Origin of the sequence: Microbacterium sp. NPDC057659, assembly GCF_042799915.1 — a bacterium.
Taxonomy (GTDB): Bacteria; Actinomycetota; Actinomycetes; order Actinomycetales; family Microbacteriaceae; genus Microbacterium.
Genome location: NZ_JBHVHU010000001.1, coordinates 450,896 through 467,117, shown reverse-complemented (window position 1 = coordinate 467,117; position 16,222 = coordinate 450,896). Strand labels below are relative to the sequence as shown.

Below are 16,222 nucleotides of genomic sequence, written 5' to 3'. Positions count from 1 at the left end.
GGACCGCGGCCAAGGCTGACATCGTGACAACCCTGCTCGCCGAGTACCGCGCGCAATAGCCGGAACGGATGCGGCAGAGTGGTCCGCATGGATCTGAGAAGCGCGTTCCCGCCATTCGGGCTGCGAATTGAGGCTGGCCCCCTCGTGCTCCTGCCGATCACCGACGAGGTGCTGCCGACTCTGATCGACGTGGCCGCCGCAGGCGTCCACGATCCGGATCGGATGCCGTTCTCCTACCCGTGGACTGACGCGTCGGCGGACACGCTGCCGACGAACTTCGTGCAGTATCACTGGGGGACCCGGACGAGGTGGTCGACGGATGCCTGGGCGCTCGATCTCGCCGTCGAGTATGACGGCGAGATCGTCGGCACACAGGGGTTCACGACGCACGACTATCTGGTGACGCGGACGGGCGAGACCGGCTCCTGGCTCGGTCTCGCGCACCACGGCCGCGGCATCGGCACGCGGATGCGGCAGGCGATCTGCGCGTTCGCCTTCGATCATCTGGATGCTGAGGAGATCACCTCGGCAGCGTTCGCCGACAACCCGGCATCCCTCGCGGTGAGCCGGAAGGTGGGCTATCGAGCGGACGGTCGGCAGCGTCTCAGTCGCCGTGGCGAGGCCGCGATCAATCAGCGCCTGGTACTGGATCCGGACGACTTCGTGCGCGGGGAGCCGATCACCGTCCACGGAGTTGCGGAGTTCCGTGCGTTCATCGGCCTGGATCAACAGAACGCCGCGAACGCGGAATGATGGGAGCATGCCGATCGATCGCTCCTACATCCGTGTGAAGGCCATGCTCGTCGCCCCGAACGCCGACGGCACGAAACATCTCGTGAGCGTCAACGGAAAGACCGACGAGAACGCTGAGGGATTCCACCGGCTGATCGGCGGCAGTGTGGAGCTGGGGGAGACACATCGCGAAGCGGTCATCCGCGAGGTGGATGAGGAGCTCGGCGCTCGCATCGTCGACCTCACATTCCTGGGCATGGTCGAGAACATCTTCCGCCTCAACGGCGAGCTCGGGCATGAGGTCGTCGCGCTGTACCGGGGGACGCTGGACCCCGCGCCGGGCCCCGAGGGCGGGACGCTGACGGAGTCCGACGGATCGGTGGTCCCGGTCGTATGGCGGCCACTCGACGACACCGAGCTCGCTGTTCCGCTCTATCCGGCCGCAGCGAACGAGTGGATCCACGGTGTCGGCGCGGGCGTGTGAAGGGCCGAGCCGAGAGCCGGCATCACGTCCTGCTCAGCAGTCCTCTTCGGAGTACTCGTTCATGACCCACTGCGCGGATGCGCGTTCCATGACGACGCTGCCGCAGGACCCGCTGACGTAGGTGACGCTCAGCTCCGCGGTGTCGGCTGTCGCCGACACCGTGTCGATCTCGACGTCCGCGGACTGCCCCGTCGCCTTGTACATCGCCGCGGTGCTCTCGATCATCTCCGCGCAGTCGGCGGCCGGCAGGCCGGACGCCTTCATCTCTGCGAGCATCCGGTCGACCAGGGCATCCGTCAGGTAGCTGCAGGCGACGGCAGCATCCGGTTCGCGACTGGCCGCGAGCCAGGTGCGGAAGGCGAGCTCCGGCGACTGGTCGTCGGCGGACGCCGGCGCCGATGGCGTGGACGCCGCGTCCGACGAGTGCGGGGCCGGAGCATCACCCGACGAGGCGGAGCAGGCGGGTAGCGCCGCGAGCGCGCTCACGAAGGCGGTTGCAAGAAGGACACGCGTCAGGGCGGAGGTCACCGTCTCATTATGGCGACTGACGAGGATCCTCAGCGCCGGACAGGGGAGTGGCGCGTCCTCTGGACTGAGGACCAGGCCGGTCCCCAGCCCAGAGCGATCTCACGGCGTCAGGCGGTGCACGTCGCGCGGGAAGAGCGTCACCTCTCGGATGTTCGGCGCCTCGAGCAGTCGTCCGACCCAACGCTCCAGCCCGATGGCGAAGCCGCCGTGCGGAGGCATGCCGTGCGCGAACGCCTGCAGGTACTCCTCATACGCCGCCGGCGATTCGCCCCGTGCCGCGAGTGCCGCGATGTAGTCGCCGTACCGGTGCAGGCGCTGGCCACCGGTCACGAGCTCGAGCCCGCGGAAGATGAGGTCGAAGCTGTTGCTCCACCGGGTGTCGTCGGACTGCGGATGCGTATAGAACGGACGCTTGCGCATCGGATATCCCTCGACAGCGAGCACGTCGCTGCCGAACTCCTGCAGTGCCCAGTCACCCAGGAGCCGCTCGTGCTCCGGGGCGAGGTCTGGCTCGTCTTCAGGAGCACCGACCCGCCTCAACGCCTCGGAGAAGTGGATCGTCGGGATCTCCTCGGGGATCGAGGGAAGGCGGACCTGCAGCAGTTCGACCGCGTCCGACGCCTGCACGCGGATCGCGTCCGACATCCCCGCCAGGACCGTGCGGAGCATCGCGAGCACGTCGTGATGGTCGCGGATGAAGCCGAACTCGACGTCGAGAGAGACGTACTCGGACAGGTGCCGGACCGTGTCGTGCGGCTCGGCGCGGAACACCGGTCCGACCTCGTAGACGCGCTCGAAGACGCCGACGAGCTGCTGCTTGTAGAACTGCGGGCTCTGCGCGAGGAATGCCGGGCGTCCGAAGTAGTCGACGGGGAAGACGTTGGCGCCCGATTCAGTGGCGGATGCCACGAGCTTGGGCGTCTGGATCTCGGTGAAGCCAGCCGCGTCGAGCGTGGCGCGGAAACCCTGCAGGCTCGCTGCGGCGATCTCCCATCTGGCGCGCTGAGCCGGGTGACGCCAGGTCACGGCGGCGTTGTCCAGCAGCGTAGGCAGCCCGGCGGTGAGAGCCGGACGCCACAGTTCGACCGGTGGCGTCGCAGCGGGCTCGGTGAGCAGTGTCACCACCGGAGCGGTGACCTCGATTCCACCGGGAGCATGCGCGTTCGCGGTGGCGATGCCGACGATGTCGACGACGGTCTCCTCAGGCGGAAGACCAGCCGCGGCGATCTCATCGGGGCGCACGACGACCTGCGCGAGACCTGAGCGGTCACGGATGACCAGGAAGCTCACGGTGGCGAGTTCGCGTCTGCGGTGCACGTGGCCCTGCAGCCGGACCTCTGAGCCGGGCTCGGCGCGGGTGAGCTCTGCAGCGAGAGTCCGAGATGGTACGGGTGGTTTCATGATTCCTCCAGGATGCGGAAGCCCTGGAGGTGCGGGCGGGGGCCAGATCGCGGTGCCACCACACCTTCGCCGACGTACCGTCGGCCTCTCGTCGGTGAACGCCGGACGCGCGAGCCCGGCTGCTCCTGCGGAGCTGAGGGTTGTCAGTCCTCACCGTGACTGGGAATCAGACTAATGGACGGGCCGAGGGTTGAGTAACACGGAAAGTCCGATAATGCACATTATGTCAGAATGAGCGAGAGAAGCGCTCCCCGAGCCGCTCTGCCACCGCACCACTCACCGGAGGATCTCACCGCACCGTCGGGTCAGGCCTCGACGCAGAACTCGTTCCCTTCGGGATCGGCCATGGCGACGTGATCCTCGTACACGCGCACCTGAGTGGCGCCGAGCCGTCGGAGACGCTCGACTTCGTCGGTGAGATCACCGATCGCTCTGAGGTCGAAATGCTGTCGGTTCTTCGCCGTCTTCGGAGATGAGACGCGGCGGGACCAGAGACTCGGTCCTCCCCATCCTGCGGGCTCGACCCATGCTCGCTCCGGTGTGCTGTCCTCGTCGACATCGGAGCCCAGGGCCGCCGCCCAGAATGCTGCGACGACGAGCGGCTCTTCACAGTAGAAGGTGACTGACTTCACGAAGGCGGTCATCCCGTCAATGTAGCGCGATGAGGCGACGGCAGCGGCGGCCGACGCCACGACTAGGCTCAGTCTGTGCTGCCTTCCGTCGCCGTGTTGTTCTCGTTCTCCCTCGTCGTCGCGGTGCTCACCGTGACGCCTGGTCTCGACACGGCCCTCGTGCTGCGCAGCGCCGCTGTGACCGGCCCACGACGGGCCTTCGGCGTCATCGCAGGGATCCAGGCGGGAACGCTGCTGTGGGGGCTCCTGGCGGCGGTCGGGGTCAGCGCACTGCTGCTGGCCTCCGCACAGGTGTACGAGACTGTCCGACTCGTCGGGGCCGCGTATCTGGTGTGGGTGGGCGGTCGAATGCTGTGGTCCGCGTTCCGCGGTTCCGGGGATATCGCGACCGATGCGGCACCCGCGGCCGTCGACGACTCGTTCATCCGCGGGTGGTCACAGGGGGCGCTCACCAACGTGCTGAACCCCAAGATGGGGGCGTTCTACGTCGCCCTCCTCCCCCAGTTCATCCCTGAGAGCGCACCGCATGTGTCGTGGGGCCTCGCTCTCGCAGGCGTGCACGTGCTGCTCGGCACAGTATGGCTGACCCTGCTCGTCCTCGTGGCAAGGCGGTTCACGCAGTGGCTTCAGCGGCGGCGCGTGGCCCGGACGATCGACGGGGTCGCCGGCACCGCGATCATCGGCTTCGGAGTCGGTCTGGCGCTCGAGGGCGGCTCCCGCTGACCCGGCCGTCGGTCTCTCACCTCATGCGACGTCTCCTGGCCGCCGTCGGCAGATTCAACGCCGCGCATCCGTGGTCGCACAACGACGCCTTCGCACGGTACGTCCTGCGACACGCCCGGGCGGTCGGCCGCGCGGGCGGGCGAACGGCACTGGATGTCGGATGCGGCACGGGGAACCTCGTCGTCCGACTGTCCGAGGTGCTCCCCCAGGTCATCGGGCTCGAACCGGACCCCGGCACCGCAGCGACGGCGAAAGCCCGCTTCGCAGCATCCGACCTCGTGCGCGTCGAGGAGCGCAGGTTCGGCGACGAGCCGGATGCGGCATACGACCTGATCGTCTTCGTGGCGTCCCTGCACCACATGCCGCTGCGAGCGACCCTGCGGCAGGCGAAGCGGGCGCTGCGCCCGGGCGGCCGAGTCGTGATCGTGGGCGTCGCCGCCGAGACGCGCGCCGATCTGCCTCGCTCCGTCGCCTCGCTGGTGCTCAATCCGATCATCGGCTTCGTCCGACACCCGCGTCTGGCCTCTGCTCCCCCGGCCGCCATGCGCGCGCCCACCGCTGAGCCCGACGAGACCTTCGATGAGGTCCGCGCAGTCCTCGTCGAAGAACTGCCCGGTGCGCGGATGCGCCGACGGCTGTTCTGGCGCTACACGGCGCACTGGATCGCACCCCGCTAGCCTGGCCCGGTGCCCCAGCGAACTACGAGAGCAGTCCACGTGCCCCCGACCACGCATGAGCCCATGGACTACACGTGCCCGTTCTGCGGCATCCAGCGGGGACTGTTCAACGATCGCAACCTGCCGTCCGACATCATCGCCGTCACGGAGCGCGCGTTCGCACGCATCGCTCCGAAGTGGTGGCCGGGCAACCCGGGTGCCGTCCTCGTCATCCCCCGGGCTCACGTGGAGAACCTCTACGACCTCTCCCCTGCCGACGGACAGGCCGTCTGGGAACTGACGCAGCAGATCGCCGTTGGGATCCGCTCGTCCTACGGATGCGAAGGCACGTCGATCCGGCAGCACAACGAGCCGGCCGGCGGCCAGGACGTATGGCATCTGCACGTGCACGTGTTCCCGCGTCACACGGATGACCGCCTCTACCAGCGTCAGGAGGAGGCCCGATGGGTTTCCTCTGAGGAACGGGCCCCCTTCGCCCAGCGGCTCCGAGAGCAACTCGGCATGCCGGCGACTTTCGACTGAACGGGAGGATCGGAACATGACAGACGATCGGACACGCACGCGGGACGGCAGCGCCGGTGACGCGGACTACGGTCTTCTGGGCAACGGATACGACGCGTACCGGCGTCCTGACCCACGGATCGCACAGGCGATCCGCACGGCGCTCGGGGACGCTCGCACGATTCTCAACATCGGGGCCGGCGCCGGCAACTACGAACCTGTCGACCTCGAAGTGACGGCCGTCGAACCCTCCGCGACCATGCGCAGTCAGCGCCCATCGCACCTGAGCGCCGCGATCGACGCCGTCGCGGAGCAGCTGCCCTTCCCGGACGACTCGTTCGACGCGGCCATGACGACGTTCTCGGTGCATCAGTGGGGCGATCTCGAGGCGGGGCTCGCCGAGGTCCGCCGGGTGACGCGTGGCCCCGTCGTCGTCTTGACCTGTGATCCCGATCTGCTCGACCGGTCGTGGCTGGGCGAGTACGCGCCAGGAGTGATCGAAACCGAGCGACGGCGATACCCGGCGATGGACCGGCTGCGGGACGGGCTGGGCGGTGACGTCTCCGTGCAACCGGTGCCGATCCCCTGGGACTGCACGGACGGATTCAACGAGGCCTACTACGGCCGCCCCGAGGCTCTACTCGAACCCGCCGCCCGCGCCGCATGCTCGGCGTGGAGCTTCCTCTCCCCCGCTCAGGACGAGGAGTACACCAGCGCGCTTCGGACGGCGATCGCCTCGGGGGCCTGGGACCGCCGTCACGGCGCGCTGCGCTCCCAGCCCGTCTTCGAAGGGTCGCTGGTGCTCGTCCGCGCGCTGCCGTGATCTGCCACCTGGGCCTGCGTGCTGCTAGTCTTTTGCAGCCGTGCGACAGAGCGAGGAGGTGGTATCCGTGAACACGACGACATGGGTGCTCCCCTCCGGGGTCACGGTCGGGCGATAGGTCGTCCGGGAGCACCATCTCAGCTCCCGAAAGGCACGATCATGAACTTCACCTCAGAGAACCTCCTCGAGGACGACGTCCTCGAACGCGACTTCCTGCTGGGCGACATCCCCGGCATCCTCTGGACTCCCCCGGTCGCCTCCGCCGATGAGCCGGTTCCCCTCATCCTGCTCGGGCATCCCGGCGGCATCGCTCGCATGCGGCCGCGCCTGCGCGGCCGCGCCCAGGCATCGGCAGTGCAGGGGTTCGCATGCGCCACCATCGAGCTGCCGGGCACCGGGGAACGTCCCGGCATCCCGACCGTCGATCAGGCACGCGCCGACCTGCGGCAGGCACTCGCTGCGGGAGAGCCGGTCACCGACGACATCGTCGATCGGCTCATCCTGCCCCTCGTCGATCAGGGCGTCCCCGAACTGCAGGCGCTGCTCGAGGTGCTGCTCGCGGAGCCGGAGTTCCGCGAGCCGGTGGCCTACTCCGGCGGCGTCATCTCGATCGGCGTCCGCCTCGCCGTCGTCGAACCGCGGATCGTCGCGGCCGGGCTGTTCGCCGGCAGCTACGTGCCCCGCTCGATCATGGCCGAGGCCCGCGGTGTCACGATCCCGCTGCACGTCCTGCTGCAGTGGGATGACGAGGGCAACGACCGTCAGATGGCGCTGGATCTCTTCGACGCCTTCGGCTCAGAGGAGAAGGCGCTGCTGGCCAACATGGGCGGGCACACCGGGGTTCCGGCATCCGCCGGGCCGCACGCGGCCGCGTTCTACGCGCGGCACCTGCGCGGCTGACTCCGAGTCAGAGTTCACGGACGGTCATCAGCGACCGTCCGTGAACGCTCTCCTTCGTCACGACGCCCGTCTCGTGGAAGCCGAGCTTCTCGAGCGCACGACGAGAGGCGAGGTTCCAGTCCCAGACGGATGCTCCGAGCTGCGAGTACCCTGCGGCACGCGCCCAGTCGAGCACGGCGCGACCAGCCTCGGTCGCGTACCCGCGGTTGTGCGCGGCGCGCAGAAGCTCGAAGGCCAGCTCGGGCTGGTCTCCGTCCCAGACGATGCCGCAGTAGCCGATGACCTCGCGTCTCTCGCGCAGCACGACGGTGAGCAGACCCGGCCTCGACGTGTCCTGGCCTCGGATGTGCGCCGCGATGTCCTGCACATCCGGGTGCCCGTCGGCGTCGATCCTCCGGTGCGCAGGGACGCGCTCATCGCGTTCGGTCCACATCCGGTGGAACACGCCGGCATCGTCCTCACATTGCCGTCGCAGTGTGAGGCGCTCGGTCTCGAGCTCGTCCAGGGACGACACCGCGGTCACCCGGCAATCGGGGCGGACCACAGGATCTCGGTCTCGCGATAGCCCTCGCGCGCGTACAGCCGGCGCGCTCCCTCGTTGCTCCCGAAGACGTTCAGCGCCAGCACGGCGAGGCCTGCGCTCGCGGTCTCGGCTGCCGCCGCCCGCAACGTCTGGGTGCCCATCCCCTGCCCACGCCGGTCCTCGTCCAGCGAGATGTCGTAGATGAAGCCTGCGTGGTCGTCGAAGCCCACCCAGAGGATGCCCGCCCCCTCACCCGCCTCATCGCGGACCGTCCAGAGCCGCTGCCCGGCCGTCCTCGGGCCGTCGGGCAGATATTCGGCCATCTGCTCCGCGGCGACGCGACGTGACGCCTCGATCGTCGACTCCGACCCCGATGCGAATCGCTCCTGCGCGTAATCCTCATCGGCGACTGCACGATAGGTCTCGAAGTCCGCGTCGGTCATCGGCACCAGGCGGATGCCGGCAGGGGCCGGCACGCCTGCCACGTCGACGCGCATCTTCGTCGCGACGCGGCGGGCAGCCGCCTCTGTCGCGAGCGCAGCCATGCGGGGTTCGCCCTCGAACGAGCTGAACTCCCAGCTTCCGGACCAGCCCGCCACTGCGGCGAGAGCGTCGAGCTGCGGCCAGGAGACGGCGGTGCCGTCGACGTCGGCGAGGACGACAGACCCCGCGCGCGGCATCGCCCAGACGGTCACGGCGCCGTCATCCGTCTGCCAGATCTCACCGCTGTCCATCTCGGGGACGTCGATCTCGCGGCGCTCGGCCGCGGCGCGTGCTGCGAACACACGCCCGACCGCGCTGGCGATCAGCGCGCTTCGGCGCGTCGGAGCTGTGACCTGCACCCACGTCATGTCGCGAGCGTACCCGACGGCTGTGCCGCGGCTGCCATGGCCGATGCCGCGATCTCGGCGAGCAGCGCATCGCGGGTCTCCTCATGCGCGGTGATCGTCACGACACCGTCGCGTGCTTCGTCGACGACGACGTACTGTCCATAGAGACCGTCCAGGCGCCAGCAGTCGCCCGGTCCCTGCCACACGGCGATCCCGTAGTCGCTGTAGTGCGGCGTCGGCACCCAGTCACGGTGCATCCGATCGACCCACGCAGGGCTTACCAGGGTGCGATCCCGCCAGCGCCCTCGGTCGCGAAGCAGCCGGCCGATCCTGGCGAGCTCCTCCGTGCGCAGCTCCAGGCCGGTGCCCCCGATGATCCAGCCGTTCGGGCAGCGGTGCCACTGCGGATTGTGGATCTCGAGCGGATCGAACAGCCGTGGCATGAGCCAATCCCGCACATCGCCGACCGCGGCACCGAGCATCCGCATCGCGAGGTAGGTGCTCGCGTCGCTGTACTGGAACCGCGAGCCGGTCTGCTCCGCGGGTCTCCGCGCGATCTCCTGAGCCAGGTCGGGCCACGGTGCCGGCTGGCTGCCGAACCACTCGAAGTCGATGCCGCTCGTCATCCTGAGCAGGTCGAGGATCGTCACCCGGTCCACACCGGGGCCGAGCTCCAGGTCGGGGAGCAGCTCCGGAACGCGCGTCCCCGGCGTCAGCACCCCTTCGTCGATCGCCATGCCGACCGCCAGCGCGCAGACGCCCTTCGAGTCCGAGTAGATGTTGACCCGATCGTCGCTGCGCCATCGGTGCTGCGCCTCGTCATCACCGACCAGCACGTGAACGCCGTACGCGCCCAGGCGCGCGTCGTCGATCCGTCGGACGATCAGTTCCAGGACTGCTGCGGCGCTCATCGTCGAAGCATGCCAGACGGCACCGACACCGTCACGGCCGTGCGGCCAGGATGATGTGGAACTCGTTGTGATCGACGAGCAGGCCGTCCGCGTCGGTCAGGGGCGCCAGGCGCTCCCCCAGCCTGCGATCGAACTCCTCCGCCAGATCCCCGAGCACCGCAGGCGACGCGAACGACATCGAGTGCATCAGCCCGATCACGCTGTCGACCGTCCTGGTCCGGACCACCGGCACCCGCGTCGTGGTGACCGCGCGGAACCCCGCCCCGGCGATCTCGTCCTCGAAGCGTCCTGCGGGCCGGTCGTAGGTGCCGGCCCCGGCTCGACGCCGCTCCCCTAGAATCTCCTGCACGACCTCTCGCGTGCGGTCCTTCCACTCCTCACCACCCGCCCAGATGCTCTGGTCGCCGAACACGGCCAGCACGGCATCCGGTGCCATCCGATCCGCGACGTGACGAAGGAACGCGGGACGGTCGAACCAATGGAACGCGCGGCACACCGTCACGAGGTGGGCCGACCACGACTCCGGAAGATCGAAGGACTCCGCGGGCGCCTGCACGAGGCGCACGCGATCCCCGGGCAGCTCCTGGCGAGCGACCGCGAGCAGATCAGCATCGAGATCGACACCGATCGCCTCGTCGAACCACGGCAGCAGAGCGTCGATCACGAAACCGGGACCAGTGCCGACATCGAGCAGGCGACGGGGCGACCCCTGTGGCGCCGCGGTTGCCAGGATCTCGGCGACTTCCCCGGGTACACCCGAACGGTGACGGCGGTAGTGCTCAGCGGTCGAGGCGAACAGGCTCACTCCCCAGAGAGTATCCGACCCGGCATCCGGCAGACTGAATCCGTGCCCGCCTTCCCCGACATCGCCCTGACCACGGACGACGGCATCCGAGTCGAGGCGCTGAGCCTCCGCGACGCACCGGCGCTCGTCGGGGCGTTCACGGACGCCGCCCTGCGTCGCTGGCTGCCCGTGCCCGATCCCTACCCGCTCGCGACTGCCGAGCAGTGGTGCACCGTCACCTCGGAGCAGATGCGCGAGAGCGGGGGCGGCATCGTGCGCGCGATCCGGTTCGACGGTGCGCTCGCCGGCAGCGTCGACGCGAAGCGCGTGGACTGGCGGGCGATGACCTGCGAGCTGTCGTTCTGGACGGCGGCTCCGTTCCGCGGGCGGGGCCTGATGCCCAGGGCCGTCGAGGCGTTCTCCCGCGCGCTGATCCTCGAGCACGGCTTCGAGCGCGTCGAGCTGCGCATCGCACCAGGGAATGCGGCATCGCTGCGCGCCGCGGAGAAGGCCGGTTTCCGGCGAGAGGGCACCGCCCGAAACGCGGGCTTCACCGATGACGGACGCGTCGATCTGGTCATCTGGTCGCGTATCCCCGCAGACCTGCAGGACTAGAGTCGATCGCGTGACGCGCGCGCTCCCTGTCTCCACCCCCGGCTGGCGTTCCTGGTTGATCTGGGGTGTCGGCGTCGCCGCGTACATGCTGGCCATCACCAACCGCGCCTCACTGAGCGCCGTGGGCGTCGACGCCGCTGACCGCTTCAACGCGGATGCCGCGACGCTGTCGCTGTTCGCGGTCGTGCAGCTCGCCGTCTACGGCGGCATGCAGATCCCCATCGGTGTGCTGCTGGATCGCTACGGGTCCAGACCGATCATGGCGGTCGGGATGCTGCTGATGGCCGCAGGCCAGTTCGTCATGGCGGTCTCTCCCAGCATCGGCGTCGCCCTGATCGCCCGCATGCTCCTGGGTGCCGGAGACGCGGCGATCTTCCCCGCCGTGCTGCGACTGGTCGCCACCTGGTTCCCCGCGCAGCGCGGGCCGCTCATGGTGCAGCTGACCGGACTGGTCGGCCAGTGCGGACAGCTGCTCGCGCTGATCCCGCTGGCGGCGCTGCTGCACGCGACGTCGTGGTCGATCACCTTCGGCAGCATCGCCGGCCTCGGAGTGCTGTTCGCGATCCTGGTCTGGGCGATCATCCGCAACCACCCACCGGAGCGGAAGGCCGACGTCTCGGTGGACACCGACACCGGGGCGATCCGCGTCGTGACCTCGGCGATCGACACGGGCACGGGCATCCGCGCGGCATGGGCGCACCCCGGCACCCGCCTCGCGTTCTGGTCGCACTTCACCACCCCGTTCGCGGGGACAGCGTTCCTGCTGCTCTGGGGAATGCCGTTCCTCACCGCAGGCGAGGGGCTCAGCAACGCCGCCGCCGCATCGCTGCTGTCGCTCAACGTCGTCGTCGCGATGGCGCTCGGCCCCCTGCTCGGTGAGCTGTCCCGCCGCATCCCCACGCGCCGCTCACGCGCGCTCGTGATCCCGAGCGTCCTCGTGCAGGTCGTCGCGTGGCTCGCCGTGATCCTGTGGTCGGGGCCCGCGCCGATGTGGCTGCTGATCGTGCTCGTCGTCGCGCTCGCCGCGGGTGGCCCCGCCTCGATGATCGCGTTCGACCATGCCCGCACGCACAACCCGGCGCACCGGCTCAGCACCGCGACCGGACTCACCAACTCCGGCGGTTTCCTCGCCGCACTCATCGCGATCTTCCTGATCGGCCTCACCCTCGACCTGCAGGGCGCCGGTACGCCGGCGACGTACTCGCTGGAGGCGTTCCGGTGGGCGTTCGCCACGCAATTGCCGCTCTGGGCGCTCGGGATCACCTTCATCAGCATCGAGCGCAAGCGCACCCGCATCCGCATGGGACTCGACCCGGAGCGTCCGCGACGATGACGATCACAGACGGGCGCCTCGGCGCGGACGCCGTTCCTGCGCATGCGTCGTCGCGCTGGCTGCGGGGCGCGCTCAGCGCTGGAGCGCTGGCGGCGGCGCTGTGGATGCTGAGCGGCTGGCTGCACGTCATCGGGGCGTCCAACGTCTACGTCTCCCGGGCGCTCAGCCTGCTGGCCGTCGCGCCACAGCGCTCCGCGCGATTCTCGTGGCCGATGCCATGGTCGGTGCTGGCGCTCCTCACCACGGCGGCAGTGATCGTGACCGTGGTCTTCTTCGTGCTGCGCCTGGACGGCGCACGCCGACGCCCCGGTATGGCGATCTGGTTCGCCGTGATCATCGCAGGGACCGTCCTCGGTCTGGCGACCGATGCGACCTCGGTGCTCGCGGACATGCCGAGGTCCGGGTGGCGCGCATTGCTCAGCGCCGGTGTCGACGCAGCTCTCAGCGGTGCGTACTGGGGTGTGGTCCAGGGCTGGATCCCCGCGGTGGCGCTCGCCCGGTGGATGCGGGGCAGCGCGCCGGAGCGTCCCGGCATCGCGACGGCCGCCGCCGCGCTCCTCGCTGCACTGATCCTGTTCGCCGTGCTCGGCGTCGCGGGCACCTCGGCGTGGCGCTCGGAGGTCGCTCAGAAGAGCGCCGAGGCACAGGGACTCTCGGTCGCGGACGGCGCGTATCCCGACCCGCAGAAGCCGGGCACGCCGCCGCCGACGGCCGCGCCCGGGGTGAATAGCCCCGTCCTGGACGACGACTGGTGCACCGCCGAGCGCGCCACGCTCCTGATCGGGGCTTCGGATGCCGGCCTCGGCCACCGCGTGCAGGAGGTCCAGCTGATGAACTCCAGCGACACCCCGTGCGTCCTCGAGGGATACGCGGACATCGCCTTCGCCGACCAGAACGGCCACGACCTGCCGGTGAAGATCGAGCCGGGCTCCTCCTACATGGCCTCCGACCCGGGCCCCGCGCGGATCGAGATACCCGCCAAGGGATACGCGTCGATGTCGGTGAGCTGGAACGCGAACTCGACGAACGGCGCTCTCGTCGCCCGCACGATGTATGCCGCGATCCTGCCCGGGCTTGACCGCGGCTCCTGGCCGGTGCAGCTCGACATCGTGCCCGACACGGCGCTGGAGATCTCGGCCTGGCACCTGATCGACACTCCCGGGCAGTGACGGGCCCCACTGGATGCGCCGGCTCTTAGGATGAAGCGTGACCACCGCCTACCGCTTCTCCTCCGATCTCGCCGACATCGACCGCGACCGCGTGCACACGTGGCTGAGCGAGCAGTCCTACTGGGCGCGTGGTCGGGCCCGTGAGATGCAGGATGACGCGATCGACAGCTCCCGCAACTACGCCGTCCTGGATCCCGAGGGCCGCCAAGTCGCCTACGCGCGTGTCGTGACGGATGCCGTCACCTTCGCGTGGCTCTGCGATGTTTTCGTCGACCCGGCCGAGCGCGGCAACGGCGTCGGCAAGATGCTCGTCGACGGGGTCATCGCCGACATCGAACGGACCACCGTCAAGCGCATCATGCTCGCCACGGCCGACGCACACGGACTGTACGCGCAGTACGGTTTCGCGCCTTCCGAGGATCCGAACCGCTACATGATCCGGTCGGTGGCCTGAGGCATCAGCCTCGCGGCGTCCAGCCGAACGGTCGTGCGCCCCCTCTGCCGCCGCGCTCCACATCCACGCGGGCGGACCAGCCCTGCGCAGCATCCACCGCATCGAAACCGCCGCGCGCGAGTCGCATGCCGACGTCGTCGTGGTGCATCCGCGGCCCTCCGCCGCGGCGCACGGATGCCCGAACGCTCCAGGCATCGTCGTCGAATCCGCCACCGCGGAACACCCGGTAGTCGTCGTACCGGGCGGGGTCCAGCAGATCCCAGCACCACTCCCACACGTTGCCGAGCGTGTCGAACAGCCCGTTGAGGTTGGGCAACCGCAATCCGACATCCTGCGGGGCGCGCACCCCGTCCGCCCCCGTCCACGCGATGACCGGGAGCGGGCCGTACTGCGGGCCTGTCGACCCGGCGCGGCAGGCGTACTCCCACTCCGCCTCGGTGGGAAGCCGGTATCCGTCGCTGTCGACGTGCCAGGTGACGTCCTCGCCGTCGAACGAGTAGGCGGCGTCCAGCCCCTCCCACTCCGAGGCCGCGTTGCAGAACCGGATCGCGCGCAGCCAGCTGAGATCGGATGCCGGGCGACGCGGATGCGTCGCGGGAACGCCGAGCACCTCCGCGAACTGCTCCTGGGTGACGGCGAAGACGCCGATCTCGAACGGCTCGAGTCGCACCGTCCGGCGCTCGTTCCGCCGCGCGTCGTGCAGAGTCACCGTGCCGCCGTCGAGGCGGCGCATCTCCCAGAGGTCCACCGCTCAGCCGACCATCGGGATCTCGTCGGTCCGAGGGCCCGTGGTCCGCCCCTGGACCGTATCGCCCGCGGTCCCGCCCGAGGACGTGCGTACGGCGAAGAGGCGCAGGAAGTACTGGACCATCGGCCCGATGAGCAGCGCGAACGCGACCGTGCCGATGCCGACCACACCACCGAGGATCCATCCGAGCGCCAGTGCGGAGAGCTCCACGATCGTGCGGGCCAGCCACAGCGGCCACCCGAACCGGGAGTGCAGCCCCGTCATCAGACCATCCCGCGGCCCCGGCCCGAAGCGGGCACCGATGTACAGGCCCGAGCCCACCGCGAACAGCGTGAGACCCATCACGAAGAACAGGATTCGCAGCCAGAGCGCATCGACGTCGGGGACGAACAGGAAACCGGCATCCGCGCCGATTCCCACTCCCAGCGCGTTGACGATCGTGCCGACACCGAGCCGTTGGCGCAACGGGATCCACGCCAGGAGCACCAGCAGCGAGAGGATCACGCTGACCGTTCCGAAGCTCAGCGGCACGCGCGTCGCGATGCCCTGCGCGAGCACGTCCCAGGGCGCCGCACCGATGCCGCCGCGAATCATGAAGGAGATCCCGATGCCCGCGACGAGCACACCCCCGACCAGTTGCAGGATGCGCCTGGGCAGGTGCCCTCTTGCGCTCCTCGTCACTGTGGCGCCCGTTCCACCCACGTCGGGTACTTCGCCGCACGCCCGTCGCCGGACGACGTCCGCGTCACACGACGCTTGATCCAGGGGCCGACGAACTCGCGGTAGTACTGCACGCCCGTCGGTCCTGCCGTACCGTGAGCGGGAGCGGCCCACCACTGTGCCGGCGGCTCGTAGCCGAGCGCGTGCAGCACCCGTGCTGCAACCCGGTGATGCCCGGCGGCGTTCATGTGCAGCCGATCCTCCGACCAGTACGGCGGCGTGGACAGCTCGCCGTCCGGCCAGTTCAGCGCCCTGAGCACGTCGGGCCGATCCTCGAACCTGCGCATGACCGCCGCGGACAGCTCGTCGCCGCGGGCCTGGATCGTCTTGCCGAGCGGCAGCTGCCCGCTGGGGTTCGCTCCGGAGAGCACGATCATCGTCACCCCCTGCTCGTCACAGCGGCGCAGCACGCGGCTGAACGAATCGGCGATGTGCTCGATGTCGGCCTTCGGGCGGAGCATGTCGTTGCCGCCGGCGTTGAACGAGAGATGCGTGGGACGCAGTGCGAGTGCCGGCTCGAGCTGCTGCTCCACGATCGGCCAGGCGAGCTTGCCGCGGATGGCGAGATTCGCGTACTCGATCGTCTCGCCCGACGCGTCGGCCCAGCCCTGCGCAGCGATGTCGGCCCAGCCTCGAACCCGACCGTCGGGGAGCTCATCGCCCACACCTTCGGTGAACGAGTCACCGATCGCCACGAAACGCACTGCTGCCATCCATCCAGCCTATTGCGACTT

The 16,222-nt window shown here is 69.4% G+C and carries 21 protein-coding genes; 11 read left to right on the top strand and 10 right to left on the bottom strand.

The window, feature by feature from the left end:
• The first annotated feature begins 144 nt into the window (after positions 1 to 144).
• On the top strand, positions 145 to 753 hold the full coding sequence (locus ACFVAE_RS02295) for a GNAT family N-acetyltransferase (RefSeq protein ID WP_378887472.1): 609 nt from the start codon (positions 145 to 147) through the stop codon (positions 751 to 753).
• 7 nt (positions 754 to 760) lie between these two features.
• On the top strand, positions 761 to 1,216 hold the full coding sequence (locus ACFVAE_RS02290; RefSeq protein ID WP_378887470.1) for an NUDIX domain-containing protein: 456 nt from the start codon (positions 761 to 763) through the stop codon (positions 1,214 to 1,216).
• Positions 1,217 to 1,249: 33 nt separating this feature from the next.
• On the opposite strand, the gene ACFVAE_RS02285 is transcribed toward ACFVAE_RS02290, so the two are convergent.
• The 3 genes from ACFVAE_RS02285 to ACFVAE_RS02275 all read right to left on the bottom strand — a co-directional run bounded on the left by ACFVAE_RS02285 (position 1,250) and on the right by ACFVAE_RS02275 (position 3,789).
• Positions 1,250 to 1,744, bottom strand: coding sequence for a hypothetical protein (locus ACFVAE_RS02285; protein WP_378887468.1), 495 nt, complete (start codon positions 1,742 to 1,744; stop codon positions 1,250 to 1,252).
• Positions 1,745 to 1,843: 99 nt separating this feature from the next.
• Positions 1,844 to 3,145 (bottom strand): aspartate--tRNA(Asn) ligase, encoded by a 1,302-nt coding sequence (gene aspS / locus ACFVAE_RS02280; RefSeq protein ID WP_378887466.1) that lies wholly within the window; start codon positions 3,143 to 3,145, stop codon positions 1,844 to 1,846.
• Positions 3,146 to 3,450: 305 nt separating this feature from the next.
• On the bottom strand, positions 3,451 to 3,789 hold the full coding sequence (locus tag ACFVAE_RS02275) for a VOC family protein (RefSeq protein ID WP_378887464.1): 339 nt from the start codon (positions 3,787 to 3,789) through the stop codon (positions 3,451 to 3,453).
• A gap of 63 nt (positions 3,790 to 3,852) precedes the next feature.
• On the opposite strand from ACFVAE_RS02275, the gene ACFVAE_RS02270 reads away from it, so the two are divergent.
• The 5 genes from ACFVAE_RS02270 (at position 3,853) to ACFVAE_RS02250 (ending at position 7,401) form a co-directional block, all read left to right on the top strand.
• Entirely contained in the window at positions 3,853 to 4,500 is a 648-nt protein-coding gene (locus ACFVAE_RS02270) for a LysE family translocator (protein ID WP_378887462.1), read from the top strand.
• 23 nt (positions 4,501 to 4,523) lie between these two features.
• Positions 4,524 to 5,177 (top strand): class I SAM-dependent methyltransferase, encoded by a 654-nt coding sequence (locus ACFVAE_RS02265; protein WP_378887460.1) that lies wholly within the window; start codon positions 4,524 to 4,526, stop codon positions 5,175 to 5,177.
• Positions 5,178 to 5,186: 9 nt separating this feature from the next.
• Complete coding sequence (locus ACFVAE_RS02260) at positions 5,187 to 5,699, top strand: HIT family protein (protein ID WP_378887458.1); 513 nt, start codon at positions 5,187 to 5,189, stop codon at positions 5,697 to 5,699.
• Between the two features lie 16 nt (positions 5,700 to 5,715).
• Entirely contained in the window at positions 5,716 to 6,501 is a 786-nt protein-coding gene (locus ACFVAE_RS02255; protein WP_378887456.1) for a class I SAM-dependent methyltransferase, read from the top strand.
• 159 nt (positions 6,502 to 6,660) lie between these two features.
• Positions 6,661 to 7,401, top strand: a complete 741-nt coding sequence (locus ACFVAE_RS02250) for an alpha/beta hydrolase (protein ID WP_378887455.1) — start codon at positions 6,661 to 6,663, stop codon at positions 7,399 to 7,401.
• A gap of 7 nt (positions 7,402 to 7,408) precedes the next feature.
• Here ACFVAE_RS02250 and ACFVAE_RS02245 read toward each other — a convergent pair whose 3' ends face one another.
• From ACFVAE_RS02245 to ACFVAE_RS02230, 4 genes are read right to left on the bottom strand one after another with little or no spacing between them, the layout of a single operon-like run.
• Positions 7,409 to 7,924: a GNAT family N-acetyltransferase gene (locus ACFVAE_RS02245; RefSeq protein ID WP_378887453.1), complete on the bottom strand. Its 516-nt coding sequence runs from the start codon at positions 7,922 to 7,924 to the stop codon at positions 7,409 to 7,411.
• On the bottom strand, positions 7,921 to 8,775 hold the full coding sequence (locus ACFVAE_RS02240) for a GNAT family N-acetyltransferase (RefSeq protein ID WP_378887451.1): 855 nt from the start codon (positions 8,773 to 8,775) through the stop codon (positions 7,921 to 7,923). Before ACFVAE_RS02240 ends, ACFVAE_RS02245 begins: the two co-directional genes overlap by 4 nt.
• Positions 8,772 to 9,665, bottom strand: a complete 894-nt coding sequence (locus tag ACFVAE_RS02235) for a serine hydrolase domain-containing protein (RefSeq protein ID WP_378887449.1) — start codon at positions 9,663 to 9,665, stop codon at positions 8,772 to 8,774. Before ACFVAE_RS02235 ends, ACFVAE_RS02240 begins: the two co-directional genes overlap by 4 nt.
• 31 nt (positions 9,666 to 9,696) lie before the next feature.
• The gene (locus ACFVAE_RS02230; RefSeq protein WP_378887448.1) at positions 9,697 to 10,470 is read right to left on the bottom strand and encodes a class I SAM-dependent methyltransferase; all 774 of its coding nucleotides are present in this window, start codon (positions 10,468 to 10,470) and stop codon (positions 9,697 to 9,699) included.
• A gap of 42 nt (positions 10,471 to 10,512) precedes the next feature.
• Here ACFVAE_RS02230 and ACFVAE_RS02225 point away from each other — a divergent pair, with 42 nt between their 5' ends.
• The 4 genes from ACFVAE_RS02225 to ACFVAE_RS02210 are packed head-to-tail and all read left to right on the top strand — an operon-like array spanning position 10,513 to position 14,020.
• On the top strand, positions 10,513 to 11,064 hold the full coding sequence (locus ACFVAE_RS02225; RefSeq protein ID WP_378887446.1) for a GNAT family N-acetyltransferase: 552 nt from the start codon (positions 10,513 to 10,515) through the stop codon (positions 11,062 to 11,064).
• 10 nt (positions 11,065 to 11,074) lie between these two features.
• Positions 11,075 to 12,397 (top strand): nitrate/nitrite transporter, encoded by a 1,323-nt coding sequence (locus ACFVAE_RS02220; protein ID WP_378887444.1) that lies wholly within the window; start codon positions 11,075 to 11,077, stop codon positions 12,395 to 12,397.
• Positions 12,394 to 13,566 (top strand): DUF4232 domain-containing protein, encoded by a 1,173-nt coding sequence (locus tag ACFVAE_RS02215; protein ID WP_378887442.1) that lies wholly within the window; start codon positions 12,394 to 12,396, stop codon positions 13,564 to 13,566. Before ACFVAE_RS02220 ends, ACFVAE_RS02215 begins: the two co-directional genes overlap by 4 nt.
• Before the next feature lie 37 nt (positions 13,567 to 13,603).
• The gene (locus ACFVAE_RS02210) at positions 13,604 to 14,020 is read left to right on the top strand and encodes a GNAT family N-acetyltransferase (protein WP_378887440.1); all 417 of its coding nucleotides are present in this window, start codon (positions 13,604 to 13,606) and stop codon (positions 14,018 to 14,020) included.
• A 4-nt stretch (positions 14,021 to 14,024) separates the two neighbouring features.
• Here ACFVAE_RS02210 and ACFVAE_RS02205 read toward each other — a convergent pair whose 3' ends face one another.
• Genes ACFVAE_RS02205 through ACFVAE_RS02195 form a run of 3 tightly spaced genes read right to left on the bottom strand, consistent with a single transcriptional unit; the run spans position 14,025 to position 16,201 of the window.
• Positions 14,025 to 14,753, bottom strand: a complete 729-nt coding sequence (locus tag ACFVAE_RS02205; RefSeq protein WP_378890453.1) for a formylglycine-generating enzyme family protein — start codon at positions 14,751 to 14,753, stop codon at positions 14,025 to 14,027.
• 18 nt (positions 14,754 to 14,771) lie between these two features.
• Complete coding sequence (locus ACFVAE_RS02200) at positions 14,772 to 15,449, bottom strand: YitT family protein (protein ID WP_378887438.1); 678 nt, start codon at positions 15,447 to 15,449, stop codon at positions 14,772 to 14,774.
• Complete coding sequence (locus ACFVAE_RS02195) at positions 15,446 to 16,201, bottom strand: SGNH/GDSL hydrolase family protein (RefSeq protein ID WP_378887436.1); 756 nt, start codon at positions 16,199 to 16,201, stop codon at positions 15,446 to 15,448. The genes ACFVAE_RS02200 and ACFVAE_RS02195 overlap by 4 nt, the downstream gene beginning before the upstream one ends.
• Between the last annotated feature and the right edge of the window lie 21 nt (positions 16,202 to 16,222).